22 protein-coding genes and 6 pseudogenes are annotated in these 26467 nt (G+C 68.0%); 13 read left to right on the top strand and 15 right to left on the bottom strand.

What is annotated here, in order from left to right:
* Positions 1–277 precede the first annotated feature (277 nt).
* From EJ357_RS49320 to EJ357_RS14310, 4 genes and pseudogenes are all read left to right on the top strand, one after another.
* A pseudogene (locus EJ357_RS49320) lies at positions 278–475 on the top strand (extracellular solute-binding protein); the annotation flags it as partial.
* Positions 466–624, top strand: a pseudogene (locus EJ357_RS50980) (carbohydrate ABC transporter permease); the annotation flags it as partial. The pseudogenes EJ357_RS49320 and EJ357_RS50980, both read left to right, overlap by 10 nt.
* 33 nt (positions 625–657) lie before the next feature.
* Positions 658–2175, top strand: a complete 1518-nt coding sequence (arfA, locus tag EJ357_RS14315; RefSeq protein ID WP_126399476.1) for an arabinosylfuranosidase ArfA — start codon at positions 658–660, stop codon at positions 2173–2175.
* 170 nt (positions 2176–2345) lie between these two features.
* Positions 2346–3260, top strand: coding sequence for a sulfite exporter TauE/SafE family protein (locus EJ357_RS14310; protein ID WP_126391985.1), 915 nt, complete (start codon positions 2346–2348; stop codon positions 3258–3260).
* Between the two features lie 43 nt (positions 3261–3303).
* Here EJ357_RS14310 and EJ357_RS14305 read toward each other — a convergent pair.
* Positions 3304–3827: pseudogene (locus tag EJ357_RS14305) on the bottom strand (protocatechuate dioxygenase); the annotation flags it as partial.
* 209 nt (positions 3828–4036) lie between these two features.
* On the opposite strand from EJ357_RS14305, the gene EJ357_RS14300 reads away from it, so the two are divergent.
* The 4 genes from EJ357_RS14300 (at position 4037) to EJ357_RS14285 (ending at position 7009) form a co-directional block, all read left to right on the top strand.
* The gene (locus EJ357_RS14300) at positions 4037–4708 is read left to right on the top strand and encodes a DUF4360 domain-containing protein (RefSeq protein ID WP_126391984.1); all 672 of its coding nucleotides are present in this window, start codon (positions 4037–4039) and stop codon (positions 4706–4708) included.
* 225 nt (positions 4709–4933) lie between these two features.
* A complete protein-coding gene (locus EJ357_RS14295) occupies positions 4934–5539 on the top strand; it encodes a hypothetical protein (protein ID WP_126391983.1) in 606 nt (201 codons plus the stop codon).
* A gap of 167 nt (positions 5540–5706) precedes the next feature.
* On the top strand, positions 5707–6387 hold the full coding sequence (locus tag EJ357_RS14290) for a hypothetical protein (protein ID WP_126391982.1): 681 nt from the start codon (positions 5707–5709) through the stop codon (positions 6385–6387).
* Positions 6388–6463: 76 nt separating this feature from the next.
* Positions 6464–7009 carry a hypothetical protein gene (locus EJ357_RS14285; protein ID WP_126391981.1) on the top strand — a complete coding sequence of 182 codons (546 nt, stop codon included), beginning with the start codon at positions 6464–6466 and terminating at the stop codon, positions 7007–7009.
* 57 nt (positions 7010–7066) lie between these two features.
* Here the strand turns inward: EJ357_RS14285 and EJ357_RS14280 are convergent, their stop codons facing one another.
* Positions 7067–7711 carry a dioxygenase family protein gene (locus tag EJ357_RS14280; RefSeq protein WP_126391980.1) on the bottom strand — a complete coding sequence of 215 codons (645 nt, stop codon included), beginning with the start codon at positions 7709–7711 and terminating at the stop codon, positions 7067–7069.
* 413 nt (positions 7712–8124) lie between these two features.
* Between EJ357_RS14280 and EJ357_RS14275 the strand changes: the two genes are divergently transcribed.
* Together EJ357_RS14275 and EJ357_RS14270 are read left to right on the top strand one after the other, a co-directional pair.
* Positions 8125–8361 (top strand): hypothetical protein, encoded by a 237-nt coding sequence (locus tag EJ357_RS14275; RefSeq protein WP_126391979.1) that lies wholly within the window; start codon positions 8125–8127, stop codon positions 8359–8361.
* Positions 8362–8667: 306 nt separating this feature from the next.
* Positions 8668–9351, top strand: a complete 684-nt coding sequence (locus EJ357_RS14270; RefSeq protein WP_126391978.1) for a DUF4232 domain-containing protein — start codon at positions 8668–8670, stop codon at positions 9349–9351.
* Here the strand turns inward: EJ357_RS14270 and EJ357_RS14265 are convergent.
* From EJ357_RS14265 to EJ357_RS14255, 3 genes and pseudogenes are all read right to left on the bottom strand, one after another.
* Positions 9341–9995 (bottom strand): annotated as a pseudogene (locus EJ357_RS14265) (hypothetical protein). The gene EJ357_RS14270 and the pseudogene EJ357_RS14265 sit on opposite strands and share 11 nt — an antisense overlap.
* A gap of 317 nt (positions 9996–10312) precedes the next feature.
* A complete protein-coding gene (locus tag EJ357_RS14260; RefSeq protein WP_126391977.1) occupies positions 10313–10582 on the bottom strand; it encodes a DUF397 domain-containing protein in 270 nt (89 codons plus the stop codon).
* Positions 10579–11430 carry a helix-turn-helix domain-containing protein gene (locus tag EJ357_RS14255; protein ID WP_126391976.1) on the bottom strand — a complete coding sequence of 284 codons (852 nt, stop codon included), beginning with the start codon at positions 11428–11430 and terminating at the stop codon, positions 10579–10581. Before EJ357_RS14255 ends, EJ357_RS14260 begins: the two co-directional genes overlap by 4 nt.
* 130 nt (positions 11431–11560) lie before the next feature.
* Between EJ357_RS14255 and EJ357_RS14250 the strand changes: the two genes are divergently transcribed.
* Positions 11561–12043, top strand: a complete 483-nt coding sequence (locus EJ357_RS14250; protein WP_126391975.1) for an ATP-binding protein — start codon at positions 11561–11563, stop codon at positions 12041–12043.
* Here EJ357_RS14250 and EJ357_RS14245 read toward each other — a convergent pair.
* The 6 genes from EJ357_RS14245 to EJ357_RS14220 all read right to left on the bottom strand — a co-directional run bounded on the left by EJ357_RS14245 (position 12040) and on the right by EJ357_RS14220 (position 18349).
* On the bottom strand, positions 12040–13812 hold the full coding sequence (locus EJ357_RS14245) for a hypothetical protein (protein ID WP_228473060.1): 1773 nt from the start codon (positions 13810–13812) through the stop codon (positions 12040–12042). The two genes, EJ357_RS14250 and EJ357_RS14245, sit on opposite strands and share 4 nt — an antisense overlap.
* A 35-nt stretch (positions 13813–13847) precedes the next feature.
* Positions 13848–14693 carry a nucleic acid/nucleotide deaminase domain-containing protein gene (locus EJ357_RS14240; protein ID WP_126391973.1) on the bottom strand — a complete coding sequence of 282 codons (846 nt, stop codon included), beginning with the start codon at positions 14691–14693 and terminating at the stop codon, positions 13848–13850.
* A 12-nt stretch (positions 14694–14705) separates the two neighbouring features.
* Positions 14706–15335: an SUKH-4 family immunity protein gene (locus EJ357_RS14235; protein ID WP_126391972.1), complete on the bottom strand. Its 630-nt coding sequence runs from the start codon at positions 15333–15335 to the stop codon at positions 14706–14708.
* A gap of 27 nt (positions 15336–15362) precedes the next feature.
* Entirely contained in the window at positions 15363–15935 is a 573-nt protein-coding gene (locus EJ357_RS14230; RefSeq protein ID WP_228473059.1) for an SUKH-4 family immunity protein, read from the bottom strand.
* A gap of 19 nt (positions 15936–15954) precedes the next feature.
* A complete protein-coding gene (locus EJ357_RS14225; RefSeq protein ID WP_228473166.1) occupies positions 15955–16554 on the bottom strand; it encodes an SUKH-4 family immunity protein in 600 nt (199 codons plus the stop codon).
* Positions 16555–16669: 115 nt separating this feature from the next.
* The gene (locus EJ357_RS14220) at positions 16670–18349 is read right to left on the bottom strand and encodes a nucleic acid/nucleotide deaminase domain-containing protein (protein WP_126391969.1); all 1680 of its coding nucleotides are present in this window, start codon (positions 18347–18349) and stop codon (positions 16670–16672) included.
* A gap of 254 nt (positions 18350–18603) precedes the next feature.
* Between EJ357_RS14220 and EJ357_RS14215 the strand changes: the two are divergent.
* Together EJ357_RS14215 and EJ357_RS14210 are read left to right on the top strand one after the other, a co-directional pair.
* Positions 18604–19294: pseudogene (locus EJ357_RS14215) on the top strand (arabinan endo-1,5-alpha-L-arabinosidase).
* Positions 19276–20709 carry a family 43 glycosylhydrolase gene (locus EJ357_RS14210; protein WP_126391968.1) on the top strand — a complete coding sequence of 478 codons (1434 nt, stop codon included), beginning with the start codon at positions 19276–19278 and terminating at the stop codon, positions 20707–20709. The pseudogene EJ357_RS14215 and the gene EJ357_RS14210 overlap by 19 nt, the downstream one beginning before the upstream one ends.
* Here the strand turns inward: EJ357_RS14210 and EJ357_RS14205 are convergent, their stop codons facing one another.
* The 4 genes and pseudogenes from EJ357_RS14205 to mmsA all read right to left on the bottom strand — a co-directional run bounded on the left by EJ357_RS14205 (position 20710) and on the right by mmsA (position 26440).
* A complete protein-coding gene (locus EJ357_RS14205) occupies positions 20710–22332 on the bottom strand; it encodes a pyridoxal phosphate-dependent aminotransferase (RefSeq protein ID WP_126391967.1) in 1623 nt (540 codons plus the stop codon). It lies immediately after the preceding gene.
* Between the two features lie 157 nt (positions 22333–22489).
* Positions 22490–23551: pseudogene (locus tag EJ357_RS14200) on the bottom strand (aldose epimerase family protein); the annotation flags it as partial.
* Positions 23552–23648: 97 nt separating this feature from the next.
* Positions 23649–24893 carry a multiple monosaccharide ABC transporter permease gene (gene mmsB / locus EJ357_RS14195; protein WP_126391965.1) on the bottom strand — a complete coding sequence of 415 codons (1245 nt, stop codon included), beginning with the start codon at positions 24891–24893 and terminating at the stop codon, positions 23649–23651.
* Positions 24890–26440, bottom strand: a complete 1551-nt coding sequence (mmsA, locus tag EJ357_RS14190; RefSeq protein WP_126391964.1) for a multiple monosaccharide ABC transporter ATP-binding protein — start codon at positions 26438–26440, stop codon at positions 24890–24892. The genes mmsB and mmsA overlap by 4 nt, the downstream gene beginning before the upstream one ends.
* Between the last annotated feature and the right edge of the window lie 27 nt (positions 26441–26467).

Raw genomic sequence — 26467 nt, 5'->3', positions numbered from 1 at the left:
CGCGTCATGCGATGCGGCGACCGTTGTCCAACCGGGAACGACCGCGCGATGTGGGTGGCGGTTCGGCAGCACACCCAGGGGCGCGGGCCGTGTCGATATGTGGCTCCGCCGCGGGCGCGACCAGCACAGCACCGGTTCCGCACACGACCCACAACCCATACCCGCAGTACCGCGGAGCGAATTCGTGCACGAGGCATTGACCGGAAAGCGCTTTCCGTCTACGGTCCCGTTCGAAGTTGCGTGCGCAATTCGATATCTCGAATAGTTAGGGCAGGGAATGGGACAACCTGGCCTGAACCGCAGGCAACTTCTGGCCACCGCCGGTGGACTGGCCGTGGCCGTGGCCGGCAGCTTCGGCTTCGCCGCACTCGGCACCGGCGCCGACGCACTCGCCTCCAGTGCCCGCACCCGGGTGCGGTACTGGAACCTCTTCAGCGGCGGCGACGGCTCCAACATGATCGCGATGCGCTCCAGTCCATCCCCGACCACCCCTACGAGGCCGCCAAGCTGGACGGCGCGAACGCCTGGCACCGCATGGTCCACATCACGCTGCCGATGCTGCGCAACATCACCGGCCTCGTCATCGCGCCGCAGATCCTGGCCGCGCTGCAGGTCTTCGACCAACGAAACAAGAACCGCCCTTCTGGAAAGGCGACCATGCAAGAAACGGCCCGCTTCACACTCGACCCCGCCTTCACGGTCGGCGAAGTCAACCCCCGTATCTTCGGCAGCTTCGTCGAACACCTCGGCCGCTGCGTCTACACCGGCATCTTCGAACCCGACCACCCCACAGCCGACGCGAAGGGCCTGCGGCAGGACGTCCTCGACCTCGTCCGCGAACTCGGCGTCACAGCCATCCGCTACCCCGGCGGCAACTTCGTCTCGGGCTACAAGTGGGAGGACTCGGTCGGCCCCGCCGAGGACCGCCCCCGCCGCCTCGACCTCGCCTGGCACTCGACGGAGTCCAACCGCTTCGGCCTCTCCGAGTACATCGACTTCCTCCGCAAGGTCGGCCCCCAGGCCGAGCCCATGATGGCCGTCAACCTCGGCACCCGCGGAGTCGCCGAAGCCCTCGAACTCCAGGAGTACGCCAACCACCCCGAAGGCACGGCCCTCTCCGACCTCCGCGTCGCCCACGGCGACAAGGACCCCTTCGGCATCAGGCTCTGGTGCCTCGGCAACGAGATGGACGGCCCCTGGCAGACCGGCCACAAGACGGCGGAGGAGTACGGCCGGGTCGCCGCCGAGACGGCCCGCGCCATGCGCCAGATGGACCCGAAGATCGAGCTGGTCGCCTGCGGCTCTTCCAGCCAGTCCATGCCGACGTTCGCCGAGTGGGAGGCGACGGTCCTCAAGGAGACGTACGACCTCGTCGACTACGTCTCCCTCCACGCCTACTACTGGCCCGAGAACGGCGACATCGACTCCTTCCTCGCCTCGGCCGTCGACATGGAGTCCTTCATCGAGAACGTCGTCGCGACCGCGGACCACGTGGGCGCGCGGCTGAAGTCGAAGAAGAAGATCAACCTCTCCTTCGACGAGTGGAACGTCTGGTACCTGCCCGAATGGGAGGCGCGCGCCAAGGAGTTCGAGCAGGACGAATGGCCCGAGGCCCCCCGCCTCCTGGAGGACAACTACAGCGTCACCGACGCGGTCGTCTTCGGCTCGCTCCTCATCGCGCTCCTGCGCCACGCGGACCGCGTCACCGTCGCCTGCCTCGCGCAGCTGGTCAACGTCATCGCCCCGATCATGACCGAGCCCGGCGGCCCGGCCTGGCGGCAGACGACGTTCTTCCCCTTCGCCCAGACCTCCCGGTACGGCCGCGGCCAGGTCCTGGACGTGCGGGTGGACTCCCCGACGTACGAGACGAAGAAGTACGGCGAGGCCGACCTGCTGCACGCCACGGCCGTGCGCGCCGAGGACGGCACGGTCACCGTCTTCGCGGTCAACCGCAGCCGTACTGAAGCCCTCCCGCTCGAAGTCGCCCTCAGCGGGCTGGACCTGACGGACGTCGTCGAGCACAGCGCCCTCGCGGACGCCGACCCCGACGCCCGCAACACCCTCGACGACCCCGAGCGCGTCGCCCCGCACCCGGTCGAGGGCACGGCGCTGAAGGACGGCCACCTCACCGCCGTACTGGAACCGCTGTCCTGGAACGTGATCCGGCTGGGCTGAGGGTCTCTCTGGGCCGGGCTGAGCTGGGCTGAGGGTCTCTGGGGCAGATATGAGATGGGCGTCTCTGTATTCGGACACCCTCAGCCCGCCCTCAGGTCGATGTCCTAGAGTCCGATCCCGTCCATCCCTACCAACCCGGTAGGAAACCTCGGGAAGACGGGACCGGCCGCATGCGCACGCTGATACTGCTCGCCGTCGCGGGCCTCGGAGCCCAGCTCGTGGACGGCAGTCTCGGCATGGCCTACGGCGTGACGTCGACCACTCTGCTGCTGGCGATGGGCACCAACCCGGCCGGCGCCTCGGCCACGGTGCACCTCGCCGAGATCGGTACGACGCTGATGTCGGGCGCCTCCCACTGGCGGTTCGGGAACGTCGACTGGAAGGTGGTCGGGAAGATCGGCGTGCCGGGCGCGATCGGGTCCTTCCTCGGCGCGACCGTCCTGTCCAAGCTGTCGACCGAGGTGGCCGCGCCGCTGATGTCGCTCATCCTGCTGGGCCTCGGCGTGTACGTCATGTCCCGGTTCACCTTCCGGGGCCTGCCCAAGGACCGGGTGGGCCTGCCCCTGCGGCGCCGCTTCCTGACCCCGCTCGGCCTGGTCGCCGGCTTCCTGGACGCGACCGGCGGAGGCGGCTGGGGGCCGGTCGGCACGCCCGCCCTCCTCGCCTCCGGGCGGATGGAGCCGCGCAAGGTCATCGGCTCGATCGACACCAGCGAGTTCCTGGTCGCGGTCGCCGCGAGCCTCGGGTTCCTCTTCTCGCTGGGCTCGCAGGGCATCGACTTCACGTGGGTCGCCGCCTTCCTCGCCGGCGGGCTGATCGCCGCGCCGATCGCCGCGTGGCTGGTGCGCATCCTGCCGCCGCGCGTGCTGGGCTCGGCGGTCGGCGGCGTCATCCTCGTCACCAACGTCCGCACGCTGCTGAAGAGCGACTGGATCGCGGCGTCGGGGGCCACGTCAGCGATCGTGTACGTCCTCCTGTACGCACTGTGGGCCGCCGCCCTGGCGTACTCGATCCGCGCCCACCTGAAGGAGGGGAAGGCGGAGGGGGCCGAGCCCGCCGAGGAGCGGCAGCCCGTCCGTACCTGAGCGATCGGGTCCGAGCCGGGTCCAGGGCCCTGGCCGACCGGTGTCAGTCGGTGCTGACGCCTACTGTCAAGGTCGCCTTGTAGCCGTCCGAGACACTGTCACCGAGCGCGGTCAGGGGCAGCAGGCCGGAGGACGCGCCTCCGTCGTCGTAGAGGCTGTCGTCCTCCAGCAGGGTCTCGCGGGTCGTGTTCTCGGTATACGGCGAGGTCGCCTGGATCTCGGTGTTGATGTCCTGGTCGAAGAGCAGCTCGCCGGTGTGAATGATCTCGCCGCCTGTGTACGAGTCGTCCGTGAGCGTCACGTCCGTGTGCACCCGCATATGGACGTGGATCGCGCGTGAGACGTAGTGCCCCGGCCAGATGGACGTGATGCTGCACTGGCCGTTCTCGTCGGTCATCTGACCGCCGCGCAGGAAGGTGCCGTTGTCCCGTGGCCCTCCTCCTGGGGTGGTGCTCCGGCGAGTGGCGCGCAGTCGTCGGAGACGTCGACGACGGTGAAGGTGTACTGCACCTCGAAGCCCTCCTTGTCCTCCCGGATGTCCTCGCGGACGAGGGCGCCCGCGAGGGAGGCTTGATGTGCGGCTGTGAATGACCTGGGGATGTGTCGCTCAACTCGCCTGTAAATGGCTGGAGTTCGACCTGGCTGGCTCTCGTCGGTCTCCCTACGATTCCAACGCCTCCGACCTTCACAGAAACCTCACTCTTTCTTCAAAGATTCAACGAGGCGAGGCCGAACGGATCGAGGCACAGCCACCCCCCAACCCCAGGGAGAGATCCATGGCACGTGGACTCCTGCGATTCCTGCTGAGCGGCGGCGCGCTGGTCGCCCTGCTCACCGCGGCGCTGCCCGCGCAGGCGGCTCCGTCCCCGACCGGCGCGTTCGAAGACCCGCCGCCGGACAAGATCGTCATCAAGGTCGCCACGGTGAACGGCTCCGGCTGCCCGCAGGGCACCACGGCCGTCGCCGTCTCGGAGGACAACACCGCGTTCACGGTCACCTACAGCGACTACCTCGCCCAGGTCGGCGGCAACTCCGACCCCACGGCGTTCCGCAAGAACTGCCAGCTCAACCTGATCGTGCACGTCCCGCAGGGCTTCACCTACGCCATCGCCAGCGCCGACTACCGCGGCTTCGCCGCCCTCCAGCCCGGCGCGAGCGCCATCCAGAGAGCCTCGTACTACTTCCAGGGCTCCCCGAACACCCAGTTCCGCAACCACCCCTTCAACGGCCCCCTGAACGACAACTGGCAGGCCACCGACAGCACCGACTGGGCCCAACTGGTCTGGGCACCGTGCGGAGTCCAGCGCAACTTCAACATCAACACCGAACTGAGAGTCAGCGCCGGCTCGTCCTCGCCGGACAAGGTCAGCTTCATGACGATGGACTCGACGGACGGGGACATCAGCACGATCTACCACATGGCGTGGAAGGAGTGCCCGGAGTCCTGAACCGCTGAGGGAGCGGCCCGCCCCGGCGTTGCCGGCAGGCGGGCCGCGTCCCTGTCGGCGCGGCCATCTACGGCGTGACGTGCCCCCGGGGCGCCGATGGCCAGGCCGACGGTCGAGGTCCCGGTGAAGTCGCCTGCGGCGACGTCCGCGCCGAAGCGGTCGCCGGTCTCGGCAGCGCCGGGAATCTGGCCGGTCCCTTGGTTGAGGACCTGGGCGGAGGCGACGGTGAGGGTGGTGGTCAGCCGCGCCCTGCTGGCGGAGGACGAAGAGTTCGCGGAGCAGATGGCGAAGATGGAGGAGATCGACTGGGGGGGGAAGGCGCTGTCCGAGGGCGGCCGCTTCACCCTCGACATCCTCGGTCTGGTCCCCGGCTTCGGTGAGGTCGCCGACGGCACCAACTGCGCCTGGTACTTCGGCGAGGGCAACAAGATCGACGCGGGGCTGTCCTGTGCCGGTGCGGTGCCGTTCGCCGGATGGGGCGCCGCGGGCGTCAAGTTCAGCAAATGGGGCACCAAGGCGGACGACTTCTTCCGCAAGCTGTTCGGCAAGAATCCGGCGTTCGAGCTGTGCGCGCGGTCGCTGACGCGCTCGATGGCGTCCACGCGGGCGGCGCGGGCGATCAGCTGCCCTGTGGGCTTCAAGCTTCGGGGCCACGACATCTTCGAGTCGCCGGCTGGCCTGTGGTACGCGCGGGAAAAGGGCAGCACCCGGCACCGCATCGAGCATGTGATGGACCACACGAGGCCCAGCACCGAACCGACCAAGCCGTTGCACAGCATCTTCAAGGAGAAGGACCAGGGCAGGCTCCTGGCGCTGATCGACGACGCCTGAAAGAAACGCGGCGCTCCCATCGCCAGCGGAACAGGCAAGAACAAGGTCTTCCCCGTCGAATACGAGGAAGCGATCGGAGAGGGTGGCGAGAAGATTCTGTGCGTCGTCACCCGGTACAAGAGCAAGAGGTACCGCGTCATCACCGAGTATCCGTCAGCGTCAAGTACGTGCCCGAGGCGCTGACGCGTGTGGCCGGGGCCAGAACCACCTGGCCCCGGCCACACGCCCGGACGACAATCACGGCTGAGTGCCGACGTACTGCGAACACCGCAAAGGACACCACCATGCTTTCCCTCGACCTCCTCCGGGAGCTTCTGCGCGAGCTGGACGACCCCGACCCCAAGCACCGGGAGGTCCCCCGGGACTATGACGTTCCGGCTGCACGGCAGCGTTTTCAGCGGCTCGCCGACGCCCTGGAGCGACGGTTCGGGCCGTCCGTGTCGGCTGGCATGGGGCAGGACGCGAGCTTCCTCGGCGTCATCGTGGTCCCCGCCGAAGCCACGGGTACGGACCTGCCCTTGCGAGTGCTGATCAGCAATTTCGGTCCCTTCGTCACCGCCGGAACGGGCAGTTCATTGAGTCTGCCCGGCTGTGAAGAGGGCCTGAGCGACGAGTTCGTGACCTGGCTCGACGAGTTGTGCACGGAACTCGGTTGCGTCTACGTGCCCGTCGAGCTGGTCAAGGAGCCGTACGACGGACCGATTCTCCTGGGAGACGAGGCACTCACTGAGGAGTTTCTGGCGGCGCTGGCGGCCGCGTCCGAGGAGGACGAGGGCGAGGACGAGGAGGAAGAAGAGGAAGATGATCTTCCGCCGACCTGGCTCGATCGGTACTTCGACTACATGTGAGCCATACCGGTCAGGCTCTTCCCTGCGGGGCCGGGCGTCTCCGCTCAGGCCCGCCCCCAATGACAAGGACACCGCCATGCTGCCCCTCGACCGCCTCCGGGAGCTCCAGCGCGAGCTGGACGACCCCGCACATCTGGAGTACCCCGAGGGCTACGACTGGTCTGCCGCCAGGCAGCGTTTCGAGCGGCTCGCCGGCGCCCTGGAGCGGCGGTTCGGGCCGTCCGTGACGTCGGGCGCCGTGCCGGACGCGAGCCTCTACGGTTTCGTCCTGGTTCCTGCTGAAGCCACGGGTACGGACCGGCACTTGTCGGTGCTGATGAGCAATTTCGGTCCCTTCGTCACCGCCGGAATGGGCAAGGAATGGGGATGGGGTCTGCTCCGCGGTGAGGCGGGCCCGAGTGACGAGTTCGTGGCCTGGCTGGACGAGCTGTGTACGGAACTCGGTTGCGTCTACGTGCCCGTCGAGCTGGTCCTGGAGCCGTACGACGGACCGACCCTGCAAGAGGACGAGGAAGCCGAGGCGGTACTGGCGGCACTGGCGGCCGAGTCCGGGGACGAGGAGGAAGACGAGGAAGGCGATCTTCCGCCGACCTGGCTCGACCGGTACTTCGCGTACATGTGAGCGACTGGGGCGGCCCGCACCGGCCTGAGGCTGGTGCGAGCCGCTTTCCGAGGTCTCTCAGCTCTGCTCGACACCCAGCGTCAGCGTCCCCGCGTATCCCGCGGACGGCGAACTCCCCAGCGCGGTAAGCGTGAGGAGCCCGGACGCGGCGCCTCCCAGTTCCTGGCCGCCCTCGAAGGAGCCGTCGGAGGTCAGGGTGACGTCCGTGTGGACCTTGACGTGGATGTGGATGCAGCGGCCTCTGTACCACCCCGGGTAGACGGTGGTGATCGTGGCGACGCCGCTGGAGTTCGTGAGCACCCCGCCGCGCAGGAAGGTGCCGTAGTCGGGCTCGTTGTGGCCGTTGTTGCCGACGAAGCCCGAGTACTCACCGAGGGCGTCGGCGTGCCAGATCTCGACGAGGGCGTTGCCAAGGGGAGCACGGGTGTCGTCGTCGACGACGGTGAGGGTCAGCTCCAGCGGGAAGCCCGTCTTGTCCTCGCTGATGTCGGCGCGGACGAGCTGTCCGTCGAGGTAGTAGGGGCCTTCGGTCATCTCCTTCGTGAGGGTGCAGACTGCCGCGGCGGCGACAGGGGCCGTGCCGGCCGCCTCGGCTGTGGGGGCTTCGGGCGCGGGTGCGGTGACGGCGAGAGTGGCGGCCGTGGCGCCGGTGGCGATCAGTACGGTGCGCGGTAGGGCCGGATGCTGTTGATGGGCTGTCAGTTAGGCAAAGTGACGCTTCGTCAAGTTGCTTGTCGGCCGGTGCGGACGGTGAACGACCCCTGCGGGTCGGCTCGGCACCGCTCCCGGGCCCAACCTCCGGCAAATGTCCACACGGGCGCACGGCGAGGTCATACCGGCCCCGGCCGTCCGCCGCACCGATGCCGCCGCGCGTCGCCTTGTCGCCGAAGTGCCCGTCTTGGAAACCGGGTCGCAACAGTCGCGTGCGCGGTGGGGCGGCAGGTCCTGTGAAGGAGTTGGTGTATTCGGTGACCCCGTGGTCATAGTGGTGAAACCGATCGCCGCCCGACCGCCGGAATACGCCGTGCAAAGTCAAGGAGCGGTTGGCCCTCTCCTTCTCGGCGTGCTTTGATCCTGCGCGTTGCAGAAAGTCCGCTCGAAGGGAACCGCAGGTTATGAACTTCACCCCTCAGGTTGAAACGGCCGAGATAGCCGATGCCGCCCTGGACAGCATTGCCGGTGGTCAGGCGGGCGGTGCCGCCTCCGCCGGTCTCGCGGGTGCCCTCTCCGGTGGTCTCGCCGGTGGTCTCTCCGAGACCGTGAGCGCCGTCGCCTGCACCGACGTCTTCGCCGCGGTCTCGCCCGAGGGTGTCGCGCTGGGCGTGCACGCGTACGCTGCCGCCGGTCACTGACGAAATAAGCGCAACGGGCCCCTGGAATTCGATTCCGGGGGCGCTGTTGGCTTGCTTCTACTTGCTTCTACTTGTTTCGGCTTGTATCGACTTGTATTGGCTCGCAGCGGCTCCTCGTATTTCGTCCGCCGGCTTCTGAGTGAAGAAAAGCTGCTCGTCGCGGGCGTGTGGCTGTGACTGGGCCACGGTCGCTGTCGCAGTGTCACAAACGTGTTCGGAAACGGCTCCCGCTCGGTGTGATCAGGCGGAAGCGTCGCTCGCACGAGGCATGATCCCCGGGACATTCCGACTTCGGGGGGACTTCTCATGGCTCACGCAGCCCGTTCACGCCGCACCGCCGCCGTACTGGCCGCTCTCTCGCTCGGCATCATCGCGCTGACCGCATGCAACGGCGACACCGAGGGGGGCACAGCCGCTCCGAGCGTGACGACGACCCCGTCCTCTGCGTCCCCTGCGGGTACGGACCAAGGCTCCGGCACGCCCACGACGGCCGTCCCGGGTGACGGTGGCAGCGCGAGCGGGGGCTCCTCCGACAGCGGTGGCAGCACACCGCCCTCGTCGGGGGACGGTTCCGACGACGGCCAGGACGGAGGCGTGGGCATGTGCGAGACGACCGACCTGAGTTACAACGTCACGGTCGCGTCCAGCCCCGTCAACCACGCCTTGCTGACCGCGAAGAACAAGGGCAGCGACCCCTGTCTGCTGCCGGCCAACGAGCTGGTGATCACGATTCCGGGGCTCGACGGTGCCGCCGAGCACATGGGACCCGAGGGCAAGGACTGGATCCTGAAGGCCGGCGAGAGCGCCTACGCCGGGATCATGTTCTCGCGTGCCGACACGGCGGGCGGCAAGAGCGCCGACAAGGTGGAGATCGCGCTCACCGCCGCCGAGAGCCCCACGACCGTGCCGGTCGGCGATGGTCCCGTCACGGTCAACGACGGCCGGGTCACCAGCTTCTTCGGCACCGCTGAGGACGCGCTCACCTACTGACGATCCGGTCGAGGACCTCCATGGCCCGCGCCGGGTGCTCCTCGAACCAGCTGCCGAGGCGCTCCCGGACGGCTTCCCGGACACAGACCCGCACGTCGGTGTTGCCCAGTTGCCCGTGCATGGCGCCGAGGAATTCGGGCCGGTCGAGCTTCACGGACAGCGCGGAAGCCATCCACGTGCGTGCCACCCTCGGGAGTGGGCCGGCTGTTGGCGAAGCCGCGGATCCTCTCCCCGCGGGAGCCGCTCCAGAGGAGGGCCACCTCCATCGTGCCCGCCATCCGCGGGTCCTCCTGCTCGAAGCCGATGACGTCCGGATGGAGGGTCGCCCCTGCCTCCGCGTCGAGGGCGGCCACGAAGTCCCGCACTCGTCCGGAACCCGGAACAGTACCGCCCGGGTTTCGCCGGACAGGCCTTCGTCGGCCAGCGAGATCCCCAGGCCCCGGTTGAGGAAGGCCAGCTGCCGGAAACGCTCCGCCAGCACGGCGAACGAGCAGCGCGTCGTCTCGAAGATCTCGGTGCCGGGCCAGAAGGCGATGGTCGTCCCGCGTCCGGTCGCGGGCCCCACGGCCGAGGGCGGGGCGAGAGCGACACCGCGCGTACTCCTGGACCCATCGGACCCCCTCGCACCGCACCTCGGCCGTCATCAGGCTCGACAGCGCGCTGGCGACGAAGGGCCCCACACCGGCATGGCCGACGGTCGCGATGTGCCGGCCACCGGGCTCCGACCCGGCGTACAGACTGGTCAGCAGGGCTTCGAGTCCCGGGCCGCCGGAGTCACCAGAGGCCCGGGCCTCGAAAGGAACCCCCGGCCCGTCGTCAGTGACCCGCACGCCCCGGTCGGACGTAAGCGTGACGTCGACGGAACCGGCACCCGTGGTCAGGGCCTCGTTCACCGCCCGGCCGACGACCTCGAACACCAGCTGATGGCAGGTCAGAGCCGTTTGGTCGGCGGTGCGGTGTACTAGCGAACGCTCCCGCACACGCGGGTGACGAGGTCGGCCCAGGCGGTGGGGGAGAGGGTGAGCTGGGGGCCCTGCTGGTTCTTGGAGTCGCGGACGTGGATGGTGTGGGGGGAGGTGGCGACCTCTACGCAGTCGCCGTCGCCGTCGCCGTCGCCGTCGCCGCCGCTGCTGTAGCTGGACTTGTGCCAGGTGAGGGCCACTTCGACGCAGTCATCGCCGGACGCGCTGCTGTAGGTGCTCTTGAACCAGGTCAGTTCGGGCGTGCTCATAGGTCTCCTCGCATCCGCTGCAACAGGCTCACGGAGTCCTTCGGGGGCAGGGCCTGTGAACGCATCCTGGCATACCGGCTTTGGAGCACGCTGACCAGTTTCCGGTCAGAGACCAACTGCCCGCTCTCCTGCCCCTCGCAGTAGGCGAACCACTTGTTGTCGGGGGTTTCCAGAAGCCGCATGGGGCCCTGAAGCCCGGCGTGCGATTCCTGTACGAGGGGCATGATCTGGATCTCGACGTTCCGTAGCTTGGTGATCTCCAGTACGTGATCGATGAGTTCGCGCGTCACTTCCACCCCACCCGTGCGCCGCAGGAACAGGTGCTCTTCGAGGATGAAGCTGAACGCCGTGTTCGGTCGCTCCCGCAGCAGTTGTTGCCGTTCTGCCCGCGCAGCCCACCGTTCTTCGATCTGCGAGTCGTCCAAGGGTGGCAACTGGTCGGCAGCCAGGGCCTGCACGTAGGCCTTCGTCTGCAGCAGGCCGGGAATCATCCGGCACTCATACGAGCACAGCGTGATCGCACTTGTCTCCAGCCGAGCCCACTGGCGAAACCAAGCCGCCAACCCCGGCTGCCGGGCCAAATGCCGCTCCGCCTTCATCAAGGCACCGGTGTTCCCCAACACCCCCTCCGCCCGCTCCCCAAAGCTCGGATCCGGCATCCGCCGCCCCTGCTCGATCGAGGCGACCGTGTGCTTGGACAGCCCCACCAGATCCCCGAACTCCTCCCGGCTCAACCCCGCATGCTCCCGCAACGCTTGCACGACCGCCCCGAACGTCCGCAGACTGTCCGAAGACTCCGGCTCGCCGCCTGCTGCAGCCGCACCCGTCCCCACCGCGCCATCGACCACTGTCGGTCACCTCCCGCGCTCATGGTCACGGCCAGTGACAAGTACTGTCCAGCCCGTAACCGCGTACGCTCCGGCAGCGTACGCGCCGCCCACCTGGTGAACCGCCCGTCACAGCGGCCAGATTGAGCGCATGCCAGCACCGCTCACCCCCCAATCCCCGCTCACCGTACGAACGTTCACCCAGCGCCTCAGTGCAACGCCCCGCGGCGCCCGCCTAGCCCGGCACCTCGCCCTGACCCAGCTCCACACCTGGGGCATCCCGCACGGCAGCACGGCCTCCGACGCCGTCGCCCTGATCGTCGCCGAGCTGGCCGCCAACGCCGTCACCCACGGCCGCGTCCCTGGACGGGACTTCGAGCTGAGGCTGTCGCTCCCGACGGGCAGCATCCGTGTCGAGGTCAGTGACACGCGCGCCGAGACGCGGCCCCCGAAACCCGGAGACGTACGGCCTTCACTCCCCCTCGACGAACACGGCCGGGGTCTCGTCCTCGTCGAGGCGTTGGCCGACCGGTGGGAGGTGGTGGAACGTGACGCGTCACCCGGCAAGACGGTCCGTGCCGAGGTGGACCTGCCGGGGTGGTCGTCGCTCAACGGCCCCGGCCCGCTGGGTTAGCTCCAGAGCCCGTCCAGTCGCAACCGCGCGGCGTAAAGTCCCTCGGGACCTCCGACGAAGAGCAGCCCCTCGGGTGTCAACGCGAGCGCGCTGCACGCGTGCAGCAGGGGAAGGGTCCGCATCCTGCCGGAGAAGACGTGCCACAGGTGCAACTCGGCGTCGCTCCAGGCGACGGCGAGCACCGGACCGACGGAGGTGTCGGCCGCCGCGAGCGCCGTGGCCAGGCATCCGCGCTGCTCCACGGGGACCGGCATGGGTTCGCCCGAGGTCTCCCACAGGCGCACCGAGCCGTCCAGCGCCGCGCTGAAGGTGAGGGTCAGGTCGTCGGCGGGGATGTGGAGGCAGGCGGCGGCGGTGACAGGCTGCTCGTGTACGCGGTAGGAGCCCGGGGTGTCCTGATAGTCGCTCAGGGACCAGACATGGACGTTGCCGGCGCGGTCGCCGACGATCGCGTACGGGCTCTGCGCGCCGCCGCCGCCGAGTGCGGTGACCTGGGACCCGTCGTCGACGAGGGCTGCCGAACCGTGGTGCTCGGCGATGTGCCCGAGCATGAACCCGGAGATGGGATCGTCCTCGGCTACGACCGGCAGCAGCACGCCGGTCTCGTCGAGCAGCAGCATCGAGTGGGCGTCGCGTGGAGCGACGGAGACGGGGCGCGCGGAGGGCGGTGAGCCGGTCGCTCCGGCCGCGGCGCCCGTGTCCGTGTCGCACGTCCGGATCCGCCCCGTGACATCGGCTGTCAGCAGGCGCCGTTTTTCGCCCGGCACCGGTGCCAGCGCGCCGACCGGGAGCTCCGGCCTGGCCCACGCCGCGGACCACCAGTGGCGCTGTGCGAGGGGGCGCAGATACTCGGTCAGGGCCGCGTCCGTGCCGACGGCGGCGGCGTGCAGCAGGGCGGCACGCTCGGCGCTGTCGGCGTGATGTGCCGTCAGCTCGGGGGCGGCGCGCTTCCACACCTGGCGGAGCTGCCCGGGTACGGGTATGCGTTCGTCGGCGAGTGTGGCCGTGAGCGCGGTGGCCGAGCCGTGCGCCAGGAACCCGGGATCGGCCAACAGGCTGCGTACGGCGGCGCCTTCGTCGTCGGTTCGCAGGGCCGCGGCGAGGATGTGGCGGAGGGCGGGGGCGGGCGCCTGTGCCCAGTCCGGGCGCCCGTCGTGGGTGTGCGGAACGGTCGCTGCAAGCTCCGCGAACGTGCTCTTCCCGGGGTTCGCACGGTCGCCGGGCGCGGCGGTGCGGCCGCGGCCCAGGTCGATGATCTCGGCGCCGTCGGCGGGCAGCAGCCCGGAGTCGCCGATCTCCACGGCCGCGCGCAGGTGGGGGAGTGACAGCAGGGGCTCCAGGAGGTCGGCGACCAGGGTCGCCGGTGCCGCCGCCGGCAGATCGGCGGGGACCGCCCCGGACCGGTGCAGATCGGGTACGAGGAGCAGCAACGGCCGCTCGTCTTGGCTCACCCGGTCCAGCAGGCGTGCGGGGGAGAGAGGGCCGTAGCCGAGCTGGCGCCCCAGATCCCAGGCGAAGGTGTCGGCCGTCAGCCCCTCGGCCAGGACGGTGGCGTGGACGGTAGTCCGCGGCTGCCCGGTCGACCCTGCCAGGAACCAGGCGAGCAGATGGCTCTTGCCACTGCCCTCGGCTCCCCGCACCAGGCACAGCCGGCGCCGGGCGCCGCTGCCGTCGGCGGCCCAGCCGAGCAACTGCCGGCCGGCGGCCCGCTTCTCGTCGTCCAACGGCGGCCAGGAGGCGATGTCCGGTACGGCGGCACCGACGGTCATGGCGTGCTGCTCTCCCTCTCTCATATCCCGCGGCCCTACTGCGGCGGTGCCTGCTCAGCCGCCTCGCGCAGCAGCCGCATGCCCTCGGCGCGGGACTCGGCCGTCTCGCCGTAGGGGAAGTTGTGCGTGAGCTGCGCGTCGGGGAAGACCTGCCCGAGCCACAGCGAGCAGTAGTGCCCCGGCGTGAAGCAGGCCTCCAACTCGGTGTGGATCCGCAGCACCTGCTCGGGCGCGACGCCCGCGGCCTGGAGCCGGCCCCACAGCCGTTCCTCCGGATGGATCCCGATCCCGCCGGCCTGCGTGAGGATCTGCTTCTCGCCCCGCTCGTCGACGATCTCGAACGCGGTGAACCACTCCGCGCTCGCGGTGTCCCTGATGTCGTCGAGAACGAGCGGCCACCAGTTCTCGCGCCCCTCGAACGCCGGCGGGTCGATCGTCCGCAGCCGCTCGCCGAGTTGCGCGTACGCGGCGGAGGCCTCCTGCGGCTGATCGCTACCCAGGATCACGGCGAGGGCCCGGTCCAGCGCGGCGAGCGACTGGGCGAACGCCTCCGGAGTCGAGTTCACGAACCTCAACTCCTCGTTCCAGTCGAGGAGTACGGCGCGCACGACCCCGTCGTGATCGGCGCAGATCTCGAAGCCACGGTCGGATCCGAGGCGCGCCCACTGCCGGCACTCCTCCTGCACGACCTGCCGTCCGAAGGACTGCGCGAACTCCTGCAGCGTTACGGGGTCGGTCTCGGCGGTGACGAAGTAGGGCCCCACCTGGACGGGCACGGCGACCTCCGCCAGCCGCCGCGCGCTGGGAGGCGGGGGAGTGCTGGGCCCGTCACTGGCAGCCTCCTGCCGAAAACGCCGGAAACCGACTTCGGGAACCGTCATGGATGACTCCGCCTAACCAATGGACTCGTACACGTTCGAGAGAACAACATCCCACGCCCGCATACGAGGAGCGTCCTCGGCCTCCCAGTCGAACTCCTCCGACCAGGCGGGCTCGACCCCCTCGAAGGGCAGCGGGTCGACCCGGATCATCCTCTCCCGCAGGGACATCGCCACGCCCTCCGAGTCGGGGATCTCGTCCGACAGGGTGAAGTCGTAGTTGGGGCGCTCGACTTCGAGCAGACAGGTGAAATAGACGAAGGAATCGAGGCTCTGGTTCAGCGGCTCTGCCCCGTACTCGCCGTCGGGCAGGCAGTACACCATCCCGGACACAGGGTCCAGGACCACACAGTCGAAGAAGATCGCCCCGATGACGAGCCAGTTCTCCCAGCCTTCAGGCATGTTCTTGTAGTCGGAGAAGTAGCGGAGTTCCGCACATCGGCGAAACCTGTTGGGGGTCTCTCCCTCGAAGAGCGCTCCGTCGATCACAAAAAACGAAGCCCGGTCGTCCGGCAGACCGACGTCGGTCAAGATCGCGCGGGCCGACTCGTGGAGGCAGGCAGGGAGCCTGTCCTCCTTCACTCTGACGACCTTCCTGGGCGGAAAGACCGACTCCATCATCGCGCGATCGACAAGCTGAGGCATTCCCAGTCCATTGACTTGTGGTGCGGATTATCGCATCTCGGGGTAGGCGACATACTCAAGAATGTTGTGCCACCGTGAATGGCTCACTTCCAGAGCTTCCGGGTCGATCTCGCTCATTTTCTCGGTCAGTCGCCGGGCTGCTCCCTCGGGGTCGAGGATTTCCTGCTCCGACTCGAAGTCGTAGTTCGGGCGTTCTTTCTCCAGCAGGTAGAGAAAGTGGGCGAAGGAATTGAGATCCTTGTTCAACGGATAGATCTCGAACTCGTCACCCGGAAGGCAGTGAACGACACCAGTGACCCCGTCCAGGGCGATGTCGTCGTAGGGGATCATCCCGAGGAGGAGCCAACCTTCGGCCCCCTCGGGCAGGTTCGTCCATCGGTCGCGGAGGTCGTCGTAGCAGCTGCCGGCTGTTCTCACCTGCTCCGGCGTCCCGTCCAGCAGGTCGAACCAGGGGTTGGGGCGAGACGGAATGCCGATGTGGCGCAGGAAGTGAGAGCTCGGTCCGTGCTGGATGTTCGCCACCACTGCTTCGGGAAACGTGATGAGTTCATCCGGGCTGAACTCGGTCTCCAGGGTTTCTCGGGCGATGGACGGTGTCAACTGCCCAGCCATTACAACGTCAACCGATCGACTCGTGGACTTCGTAAAGGACGCGCTCCCAGGTCGGCATGGGTGGCGCATCGTCGGCCCACCAGTCGAACGTGTCCGACCAGGCGGGCTCCGCACCTTCGAAGGGAGCGGGATCGGCTTGGATCATCAACTGTCGGAGGCGTACCGCCGTACCGTCGGAGTTGGAAACGTCGCCCGAGATGTCGTAGTCATAGTTGGGGCGCTCCACTTCCAAGAGGTACAGGAAGTAAGCCAGAGTGTCGAGGCTCTGGTTCAGCACGCGGACTTGTGGGTGACCGTCCGGCAGGCAGTAGAGCTTTCCGGAAACGGGGTCTAGGGTGACGGCGTCGGACAGGATCTCTCCGAGGATAATCAAGTTTTCCGCACCCTCTGGAAGATCCTCAAAAGGGGTCAGGTCGATGTCGCGACCCAAGCGCAAACCGCCAGGTGTCTCGCTTTCGATGAACCCGACATCAATCAGGAACCAGGCACTTCGGACCCTGGGGAGTCCGATCCCGGTCAGAAACGACTTTGCGGACACCTGGAGATTCGAGGGAAGCCTCTCCTCCCTCACTCTCGTGAGTCGGTCCGGGGGGAAGACTGATTCCATCATTGCGCGGTTGACGAGCTGAGGCATTCCCTGTCCAGTAACTGTCGCCTGAATTACCCTGCCGTGGTAGCCGGTATCTTATCTGGTTCGCTACTTATCAGTCAACCTCCCCCGCTTATCGTTTGATTCCGAGGAGATACTGTTTCATTGCGTCGTTACCTTGTTTCTTCGACTGATCCGTGCCTCCATACTCGACGGAGTGCGATACTTGTACATCCGCTGGAAGGTGTTTCCCTATCCAGGCGCTGCAGTCCTGCGCTCCACGCCCCTTTGTGCATGGCTCACGTTCAGTGTAGAGTTCGGTAACTCTTTCTGAATTTCCAGCATCCAAGAACGGTATGCCGACCATTCGTTCCGAATGCAGATTGCTTGTGTACTTGCTGCGGCCGACGAGTATGAATCCGTCCTCGTCATTCGTGCTGCCGTAACGTGCGGCAGCGTAGTTCCGGCTCGTGTATGTGTCGTTTTTCCCTGGCCGACCGTAGTCCTTGTTGGCGTGCCGAGCCATTTGGGTGGCCAGTGACAGGTCGGTGCTCCCGAACGGGACCTGCTGGGAGGACCGCCGCTCCCGGTCTTTCGGATTGGGCAACCGGTAATTGGCCCCGCGCCTCTCTTGAACCTCGTTGTCGCTGTTGAGTCGAAGCGGGGCGAGCCGTGCCCGGTCCTCATCGGTCAGATCCTGGTGTCCGGCAGCCGTGAGGCGCGTAACCCGTCCGTCGTCGTCGACGTGGAATACAGGGGTGTTCCCGTGCGACGTCTTGCTGATGCTCTGGAGCTCCGTAGCGATGCCGTCGTCATTGTCCCGGTGCCGCTTGGCCATCTTGTTCAGGCCGCCGGTCATGTTCTCGTCCAGGTGCGCGGCGGACCGCTTGACGCCCTTCTCGATGCCGTCGATGACCTGGTCCAGCATGGCGTTGGCGGCGTCGGCGATCGGGTCCTTGCCCTTGGTGCGGCCGTGCGTGGACTTGGCGCGGGAGAGCTTGCCGCCCGCGCCGTCGCGGATCTTGCCGCCGGCGCCCTTGAGTTGGTTGCCGGCGCGGTCGTAGGAGGTCAGGTCCATGCTGAACTGGCCGCTGCCGCCGCCCAGATCGCCCATGCCGCTGGGGCCGTTCGCGCTGGCCAGCTGCATCGCCCCGCCCGACTTGGCGCTGTCGATGCCCGCGTCCAGGCCCTCCTTGCCCGCCTTGGCGGTCTGGCTGAGGTCGACGCCGTTCTGTACGCCGAGTGCGTTGCCGCCCAACTGCACGACCAGGTCGCCCGCCATGGAGCCGAGGGCCTCGTAGACCGGGCCCATCGCGACCTCGATCACCCGCGAGGCGACCTCCTCGCAGACCTCCTGGAAGATGCGTTTGACCGCGATGCGGGTGACCTGGGTTCCGGCCAGACCGCCCAGCGTCGACAGGCCCAGGGTGACCGGTGCCGCGGCGATCGCCGCCGCGATCTCGGCCGCGAGGATGCCGAGTTGTGCGATGGCGGCGAGCTTGGCGCCCTCGATCAGTACGGCCACCCCGTCCAGCGCGGTCGCCGCCAGACGGCCGGCCTCGGCGAGGTTGGCGAGGTGGGTGTCCTTGACCTTGCCCCAGTGCTTCTCGAGCGCCTGCACCGCAAGGCCCTCATTGGTCCCGATCAGGTCGGCGATCGCCGCGTGGGCGTCGGCGGCGCCGTCGTCGATGTCGTCCGCGAACTCCCGCATCGCCTGGGCCATGTCGCGGTAGTCGTCCTCGTCGACGTTCGGCCAGTTGACGCCTATCAGATCAAGTGCCTCGTCCAGGTAACTCGGAAGAGTGACACCCACAAGAACCCCCGTTCGAACGTTATTTGAGGGAACGTAACTTCGAACGGCCCGCACCGGCAAGCGCGTTCAGGCGCACTGGGCTTGTTCTGTGACATGAGTGACGCACAGCGGCCGCACTCCAGCTGTTGTCGCTCGGGTCATTGACGCGCAAGTGATTCGATTCTACGTTCCCGTCCGAAGTGACGATCGCCGTTCGAGATGCAGAACAAACGGGCCGCAGGGACAGAAGACGAACACAGAACGGGAGTGTCCGCATGAGCCGCAAGCGCACGACCCTCCTCGCCCTCCCCGCCGCCGCCCTTCTCCCGTCCTCGGCGTCGGCCTACCCCACCCCCGGCCGGGTCACCGGCTCCGTCGTCACGCACGACCCGACGACGATCCGCACCTCGTCGGGCCAGTACCTGCTGTACGCCACCGGCGGCGGCATCGCCGGCAAGGCGTCGTCCGACCGCACCGCCTTCAGCGCGGGCGCCGACGCCTTCGGCAGCCGCCCGAGCTGGTGGTCGACGTACTCCTCCGTGCCGGAGGCCTGGGCGCCGGACATCTCGTACCACGGCGGCAAGTACCCTCGCCGCCTCCCGCCCGACCGGGACGAAGGCCGTCGAGGCGCCGTACATCGTCAAGCGGGGCAGCTACTACTACCTCTGCGCCTCCTACGACACCTGCTGCGCCGACACCAGCAGCACCTACAAGGTGAAGGTCGGCCGCGCCACCGGCGTCACCGGCCCGTACACCGACAGGAACGGCGTCTCGATGATGAACAACGGCGGGACGCCCGTCCTGGAGTCGCACGGCAGCGTCATCGGCCCCGGCGGCCAGTCGATCACGAACGACGTCGACGGGGACCTGATCGTCTACCACTACTACGACGGCAACGACAACGGCACGCCCAAGCTGGGCATCAACCTGCTGAACTGGAGCTCCGGATGGCCCGTCGCCTACTGACCCTGCTGGCAGTGCTGCTGCTGGCCCTGTCCCTCGGGCAGCCGTCCGCGAGCGCGGCCTCGTTCGCCAACCCGGTCAAGGCGCAGAAGGGCGCCGACCCCTGGATCTCGTACCACAACGGCAACTACTACCTGGTGGCGACGAGTTGGACCGACGTCATCACCATCCGGAAGTCGCCGACCCTCGCCGGGCTCGCCACCGCGCCCAGCGTGGAGGTGTGGAAGGGCGACGCGGCGAACCGCTGCTGCAACATATGGGCGCCCGAGATCCACTTCATCAACGGCCGCTGGTACCTCTACTACGTCGCCGGGCAGAACATCTCCGACTACAACCCGACCCAGCGCACCCACGTCCTGGAGAGCGCCGGCTCCGACCCCATGGGGCCGTACACCTACCGGAACCAGCTCAACTCCGGCTGGATGCTGGACCCGACGGTCGCCACCATCAACGGCCGGCTCTACCTGTTCGGCAGCGCGAGCGGCGGCGGCACGCAGAACCTCGTCGCGGCCCGCATGTCCAACCCGTACACCCTGGCCACCGGCTTCTCCACCGTCTCCACTCCGACGTACGACTGGGAGCGCAACGGCACGGTCAACGAGGGCCCGGAGATCCTCCAGCGCGGCGGCAGGACCTTCCTCATCTACTCGGGCAGCGGCTGCTGGACCCCCGACTACAAGCTGGGCCAGCTGACCCTGACCGGTTCCGACCCCCTCTCCGCCGCCTCCTGGACCAAGAAGTCCACGCCCGTCTTCCAGCGCAACGACGGCGCCGGCGTCTACGGCCCCGGCCACAACGGCTTCTTCACCTCCCCCGACGGCACCGAGAACTGGATCGTCTACCACGCCAACGACAGCGCGAGCGACGGCTGCGACAACGGGCGTACGGCCAGGGCGCAGAAGTTCACCTGGAACTCCGACGGCACCCCGAACTTCGGCGCACCCGTCCGCCTCGGCACGAGCGTGACCGGCCCGTCGGGTGAGCCGTCGACCACCTCGACGACGTACACCATCACCAACCGCAACAGTGGCAAGTGCCTTGATGTCGCGGGGAGTTCTGCCGCCGACGACGCCAACGTCCAGCAGTGGACATGCAACGGCGGCAACAACCAGAAGTGGCGGATCGAGGACCTGGGCGACGACACCAGCCGCCTCGTCAACGTCGCCACCGGCAAGGTCCTCGACACCGAGAACTGCTCCTTCGCCGACGGCGCCGACCTGCGCCAGTGGTCCTGGCTGAACAACACCTGCCAGCGGTTCCGGTTCGTGGCCACCGGCGGCGGCTACGTCCAGATCGTCAACCAGGCCACGGGCAAGGTGGCGGACGTGGCGAACTGCGGGACGGCGGACGGAGTGGACGTACGCCAGTGGACGTGGCTGAACAACACCTGCCAGCAGTGGAGGCTGAACCCCGCTTAGTCAGCCGACCTGCCCCATCCCCGCCGCGCTCGGCCAGCTCTGGGCGTTGGGCCACCCGGTGGCCGGTGCGGGGGCGAGGCCCGGCCCCGTGGTACCCCGCACCTGCGCGGCCGTGAGCCCGCCCCGGGCCGGCACGCCCGGCGGGGTGGGCCCTGGCATCGCCGCCGCGGCGGGCGCCACCGGCGACGGGAACGGCGCCGGAGCGGCGGGGGCGGGTGCGGGCATCGGCGCAACCGGAGCCGGCGCCGGCATCGGTGCCGGAGCGACAGGCGCCGGCGCGGGCATCGGTGCCGGAGCGACAGGCGCCGGAGCCGGCATCGGCATGGCCGCAGCGGCAGCCGCCGGTTGCGGCTGAGCCGCCGCGGGCATCCCCGCCCCGACACCCGTGGCCTGAGCGGCAAGGCCCTGCATCCCCGCACCGTTGGTGGAGCTGACCAAACGGTCCACGGCCGCCGTACCCGAGCTGTAGTTGGTCCCTGTACCCAGCTCGGGTACGGCGGCTCCCCTCCTGGACCCGTAGAGCACCTGCTCCAGGCCGGACACCAGGCGACGCACGTCCACCTGGGGGCGCACCACGAGTCGCAGGAAGCGGCTGGACGAACCGATCTTGTTGCCGCACTCGCGGACCAGGATCCGGTGCTCGGTGAGCAGCCGGTCGCGGACCACGGTGCCCTCGGCGCCCACGGGGAGGCGCACGAAGAGGAAGTTGCCCTGGGACGGGTACACCGTCAGACCGGGCAGGGCGGCGAGCTGGCTGGCCATGTCGAGGCGGTCCCGTCGCACCATCTGCAGGCTCTGCGCGTACTCGGGGCCGTGCTCCTTGAGCATGAACACCACGTGCTCGGCGAAGGAGTTGAGGTTCCACTTCGGCAGCATCGAGCGGACCATGCCCGCGAGCGCCGGGTTGGCGACCAGGTAGCCGAAGCGGATGCCGTGCAGACCGAAGTTCTTGCCGAGGCTGCGCAGCACGATGACGTTCGGCCGCAGCATGGCCTCCTGGACGACCGACGGCTCCTGCTCGGCGTCGGCGAACTCCAGGAAGGACTCGTCGATGATGACCAGGTCCAGGTCGGCCATCGCGTCCATGAACTGCACGAGCGCGTGCTTGTGCAGGAAGCCGCCGTCGGGGTTGTTCGGGTTGCAGATGACCGCCACCCGGGTCCCCCTGGCCCGGATGAACTCGGCGTACTGGGCGAGGTCCAGGGCGAAGCCGCTGGACTCCTGGAGCGGGAACATGTCGACCCGCTTGCCGGTCTCCATGGGCTGGTCGGTCCAGCGGCCGAACGTGGGGACGGGGATGGCGAGGGACTCCCGGACCATCAGGTGGTCGATCCAGGTGATCAGCTCCGTGGAGCCGTTGCCCATCGCCACGCACTGCGGCGGAAGCTGGAGCAGGCTGCACAACTCGGACGTGATCGTGTCGGCGCTGCTCGGGTAGTACGTGATGATGTCCCGCAACCGCGCCGCCATGTGGTCGAACATCTCGGGCGTGGGGAAGTACGGGTTGCAGGGGATACAGAAGTCGACCGGACCGGCTCCGTCGCCGCCCTCCCGCGTCAGCGCCGCCATGGACGGGCTGTGTGCCGCGGTGCTGCGGAACAGCGAGGTGACGTTGTCGGCCATGGAACCTCCGTGTTTGGGTGGCCCGCGCGGGGGAGCACGGGCCGCTCATACATACGGAGGCTTGGGTGGCGCTGTTCAACCACTGAGAAATCGGTGAGAACTTGTGTGCCACCTGTGAAGAACCGTCAGGAGTCGTCAGAGAGACCTCAGAGAGCCGTCAGCGGCTGAACGAGTGCACCGTCGTCGAACGGTACGTCTGCCCAGGTCGCAGCACTGTTGACGGGAACGACGGCCTGTTCGGCGAGTCCGGGAAGTGCTGCGTCTCCAGGCACAGCGCGTCGCCCTGCCGGTAGGTGCGGCCGGACGGGCCGACGAGGGTGCCGTCGAGGAAGTTGCCGGAGTAGAACTGCAGGCCCGGCTCGGTGGTCGCCAGGCGCAGGGTGCGTCCGGAGGACGGGTCCTTCAGGGCCGCGATCCACTCGGGGCGCGGCGAGATGCCCTTGTCGAGCACCCAGTTGTGGTCGAAGCCCTTGGCGTACAGCAGCTGCTGGTCGGCCTCGCGCAGGTCCTCGCCGATCGCCTTGGTGCGGCGGAAGTCGAAGGGGGTGCCCGCGACGGGGGCCGGCTCACCGGCGGGGATGAGGCCCGAGTCGACGGGGGTGTAGCGGGACGCGGCGATCTTCAGCTCGTGGTTCTCGATCGTGCCGCTGCCCTCGCCGGCGAGGTTCCAGTACACGTGGCTGGTGAGGTTGACGACCGTGGCCTTGTCGGTGGTGGCCTCGTAGTCGATGTGCCAGTCGCCGAGCGGGGTGAGGGTGTACGTCACCTTCACCTCGAGCGTGCCCGGGTAGCCCATCTCGCCGTCGGCGGAGGTGTAGTACAGGTACAGGCCGACGTCCGAGCCCTTGGTGAACGGCTCGATGTCCCACACCCGCCTGTCGAAGCCGTCGGCTCCGCCGTGCAGGCTGTTGGCGCCGTCGTCGACGTCGACCTGGTAGGACTCGCCGTCCAGCGTGAACCGGCCCTTGCCGATGCGGTTGCCGTACCGGCCGATCAGGGCGCCGAAGTACGGGCTCTTGGCGACGTAGTCCTCGATGTCGTCGAAGCCCAGGCAGACGTTGGCGAGCCGGCCCTCGCGGTCAGGGATCTCCAGGGACTGCACGATGCCGCCGTAGGAGAGGACCTTCATCCGGGTGCCGCCGTTGGCCAGCGCCCAGCTGTGGATCTCCGTGCCGTCGGCGAGGGTGCCGAAGAGGGACTTCACCGCCGTGTTGCCTCCGTCGCTGAGAAGAACGTGACTGAGAAGAACGTCACTGAGAAGTACGTCGCTGAAAAGAACAGGGCCCCGCCTTCCGGCGGGGCCCCTCCTGCTGTACTTACGAACCGACCTTGCGCTTGTTCCACACGTCGAACCCGACCGCCGCCAGCAGCACCAGGCCCTTGATGACCTGCTGCCAGTCGGTGCCGATGCCGACGAGGTTCATACCGTTGTTCAGCACGCCCAGGACCAGACCACCGATGATCGCGCCGAGGACCGTGCCGACGCCGCCGCTCATCGACGCGCCGCCGATGAACGAGGCCGCGATGGCCTCCAGTTCGAAGTTGAGGCCGGCCTTGGGGGAGGCCGCGTTGAAGCGGGCGGCGAAGACCAGGCCCGCCAGGGCCGCGAGCATGCCCATGTTCAGGAAGACCAGGAAGGTGACCTTCTTGTCCTTCACACCCGACAGCTTGGCCGCGGGCAGGTTGCCGCCGATCGCGTAGATGTGGCGGCCGATGATCGCGTTGCGCATCACGTAGCCGAAGCCGACGAGCAGCACGCCCAGGATGAGCAGCACGATCGGGGCGCCCTTGTAGCTGGCCAGCAGCATGGTGAGGGTGAGGATGGCGGCGCCCAGCGCCACCAGCTTCAGCAGGAACAGGTTGAAGGGCGGGACGTCGAGGGAGAACTCCTGCTGCCGGCGGCGGTCACGGAACTCCTGGAAGACCACGAACGCGATCATCGCGAAGCCCAGCAACAGGGTGAGGTTGTGGTAGTTCGTGTTCGGCCCGACCTCCGGCAGGAAGCCGTTGGCGACCTTCTGCAGGCCCTCCGGGAACGGGCCGAGGGTCTGGCCCTCCAGGAAGATCTCCGTCAGACCGCGGAAGATCAGCATGCCCGCGAGGGTCACGATGAAGGACGGTATGCCGCCGTACGCGATGAAGAACCCTTGTGCCGCACCCGCGAGGGCGCCCATCGCGAGGCAGAGGATGACGGCGACCGGCCATGGCAGGTCGTTCTTGACCATGAAGACCGCGGCCATCGAGCCGATGAACGCCGTCAGTGAGCCGACCGACAGGTCGATGTGGCCCGCGATGATGACCAGCATCATGCCGATCGCGAGGATCAGGATGTAGCTGTTCTGCAGCACCAGGTTGGAGACGTTGCGCGGCAGCAGCAGGTCGCCGTCGGTCCACACCGCGAACAGCACCACGATCAGGCCGAGGGCGAACAGCATGCCGTACTGCCGCATGTTGCGGCGCATACCGTCCAGCACCAGCTGGAGCAGGCCGCCGCCCGCGGCCCCTCCGCTCTTGCCCGGCGGCGCGGGGGCCGGGGTCTTGGCGGTCACATCCGTGCTCATCGGGATACCTCTTTGTCCTTTGTCATCTGACGCATCAGCGATTCCTGCGAGGCCTCGGCCCGCGAGAACTCACCGGTCAGCCGCCCCGCGGCCATCGTGTAGATGCGGTCACACATGCCGAGCAGCTCCGGCAGCTCGGAGGAGATGAAGACGACCGCCTTGCCCTGGGCGGCCAGCTGGTCGATGACCGTGTAGATCTCGTACTTGGCACCGACGTCGATGCCACGCGTCGGCTCGTCCAGGATCAGCACATCGGGACCCGCGAAGATCCACTTGCTGAGGACGACCTTCTGCTGGTTGCCGCCGGACAGCTTGCCCACCGGCTCGAAGACGGTCGGCGCCTTGATGTTCATGGACTTGCGGAAGCCCTCGGCGACCTGCCGCTCCCCGTGCTCGTCCACCACGCCCCGCTTGGCGACCTTGCCCAGCGCGCTGAGCGAGATGTTGCGGTTGATGGTGTCGATGAGGTTGAGGCCGTAGTGCTTGCGGTCCTCGGTGACGTACGCGATGCCGTTCCTGACCGCCTCGGGGACGGTCTTCGTACGGATCTCCTTGCCGTCCTTGAGGACCGTGCCGCCGTGGTAGCGGCCGTAGGTGCGCCCGAAGACGCTCATCGCGAGCTCGGTGCGGCCGGCGCCCATCAGGCCCGCGATGCCGACGATCTCGCCGCGCCGCACGGACAGTGACACATCGTCGACGACCTTGCGCTGCTGGTCGATCGGGTGGTGCACGGTCCAGTTGCGGATCTCCAGGGCGGGGGCCGCGCCCTCCTCCGGCTCGTGCGGGGTGCGGTCGGGGAAGCGGTGCTCCAGGTCCCGGCCGACCATGCCGCTGATGATCCGGTCCTCGGTGGTCTCCGCGGCCTTCACATCGAGGGTCTCGATGGTCTGGCCGTCGCGGAGGATCGTCACCGAGTCGGCGACCTTGCGGATCTCGTTGAGCTTGTGGGAGATGATGATCGAGGTGATGCCCTGCTTCTTCAACTCCAGGATCAGATCCAGGAGTTTGTCGCTGTCCTCGTCGTTCAGGGCCGCGGTCGGCTCATCCAGGATGAGGAGCTTCACCTTCTTCGACAGCGCCTTCGCGATCTCCACGAGCTGCTGCTTGCCCACGCCGATGTCGGCGACGCGGGTGTCCGGGTGGTCGGACAGGCCGACCCGGCGCAGCAGTTCGGTGGCGTGCCGCAGGGTCTCCCGCCAGTCGATGAACCCGCCCTTGGCGTGCTCGTTGCCGAGGAAGATGTTCTCCGCGAGGGAGAGGTACGGCGACAGCGCCAGCTCCTGGTGGATGATGACGATGCCGCGGTGCTCGCTCGCGCGGATGTCCTTGAACTCGCAGACCTCGCCCTCGAAGAGGATGTCCCCTTCGTAGGTGCCGTGCGGGTGGACGCCGGAGAGGACCTTCATCAGCGTCGACTTACCGGCGCCGTTCTCCCCGCATATGGCGTGGACCTCGCCCTGCTGGACGGTCAGTGTGACGTCCGAGAGCGCCTTGACGCCGGGAAAGGTCTTGACGATCGAGCGCATTTCCAGGACGGGTCCCGCCATGGTCGTGCCTTCCAATCAGAGTGTGCC

Origin of the sequence: Streptomyces cyaneochromogenes, assembly GCF_003963535.1 — a bacterium.
GTDB lineage: Bacteria > Actinomycetota > Actinomycetes > Streptomycetales > Streptomycetaceae > Streptomyces > Streptomyces shaanxiensis.
This window is presented reverse-complemented; position numbering and strand designations above follow the sequence as displayed.

What these genes read in the sequence shown, in the direction of transcription:
- EJ357_RS14205 (WP_126391967.1), bottom strand. Translation starts at nt 22,332, where the DNA reads ATGGCCGACAACGTCACCTCGCTGTTCCGCAGCACCGCGGCACACAGC.
- EJ357_RS14310 (WP_126391985.1), top strand. Translation starts at nt 2,346, where the DNA reads ATGCGCACGCTGATACTGCTCGCCGTCGCGGGCCTCGGAGCCCAGCTC.
- mmsA (WP_126391964.1), bottom strand. Translation starts at nt 26,440, where the DNA reads ATGGCGGGACCCGTCCTGGAAATGCGCTCGATCGTCAAGACCTTTCCC.
- EJ357_RS14285 (WP_126391981.1), top strand. Translation starts at nt 6,464, where the DNA reads ATGCTGCCCCTCGACCGCCTCCGGGAGCTCCAGCGCGAGCTGGACGAC.
- EJ357_RS14245 (WP_228473060.1), bottom strand. Translation starts at nt 13,812, where the DNA reads ATGACCGTCGGTGCCGCCGTACCGGACATCGCCTCCTGGCCGCCGTTG.
- EJ357_RS14250 (WP_126391975.1), top strand. Translation starts at nt 11,561, where the DNA reads ATGCCAGCACCGCTCACCCCCCAATCCCCGCTCACCGTACGAACGTTC.
- arfA (WP_126399476.1), top strand. Translation starts at nt 658, where the DNA reads ATGCAAGAAACGGCCCGCTTCACACTCGACCCCGCCTTCACGGTCGGC.
- EJ357_RS14235 (WP_126391972.1), bottom strand. Translation starts at nt 15,335, where the DNA reads ATGCCTCAGCTTGTCGATCGCGCGATGATGGAGTCGGTCTTTCCGCCC.
- EJ357_RS14275 (WP_126391979.1), top strand. Translation starts at nt 8,125, where the DNA reads ATGAACTTCACCCCTCAGGTTGAAACGGCCGAGATAGCCGATGCCGCC.
- EJ357_RS14210 (WP_126391968.1), top strand. Translation starts at nt 19,276, where the DNA reads ATGGCCCGTCGCCTACTGACCCTGCTGGCAGTGCTGCTGCTGGCCCTG.
- EJ357_RS14300 (WP_126391984.1), top strand. Translation starts at nt 4,037, where the DNA reads ATGGCACGTGGACTCCTGCGATTCCTGCTGAGCGGCGGCGCGCTGGTC.
- EJ357_RS14270 (WP_126391978.1), top strand. Translation starts at nt 8,668, where the DNA reads ATGGCTCACGCAGCCCGTTCACGCCGCACCGCCGCCGTACTGGCCGCT.
- mmsB (WP_126391965.1), bottom strand. Translation starts at nt 24,893, where the DNA reads ATGAGCACGGATGTGACCGCCAAGACCCCGGCCCCCGCGCCGCCGGGC.
- EJ357_RS14225 (WP_228473166.1), bottom strand. Translation starts at nt 16,554, where the DNA reads ATGGAATCAGTCTTCCCCCCGGACCGACTCACGAGAGTGAGGGAGGAG.
- EJ357_RS14260 (WP_126391977.1), bottom strand. Translation starts at nt 10,582, where the DNA reads ATGAGCACGCCCGAACTGACCTGGTTCAAGAGCACCTACAGCAGCGCG.
- EJ357_RS14240 (WP_126391973.1), bottom strand. Translation starts at nt 14,693, where the DNA reads ATGACGGTTCCCGAAGTCGGTTTCCGGCGTTTTCGGCAGGAGGCTGCC.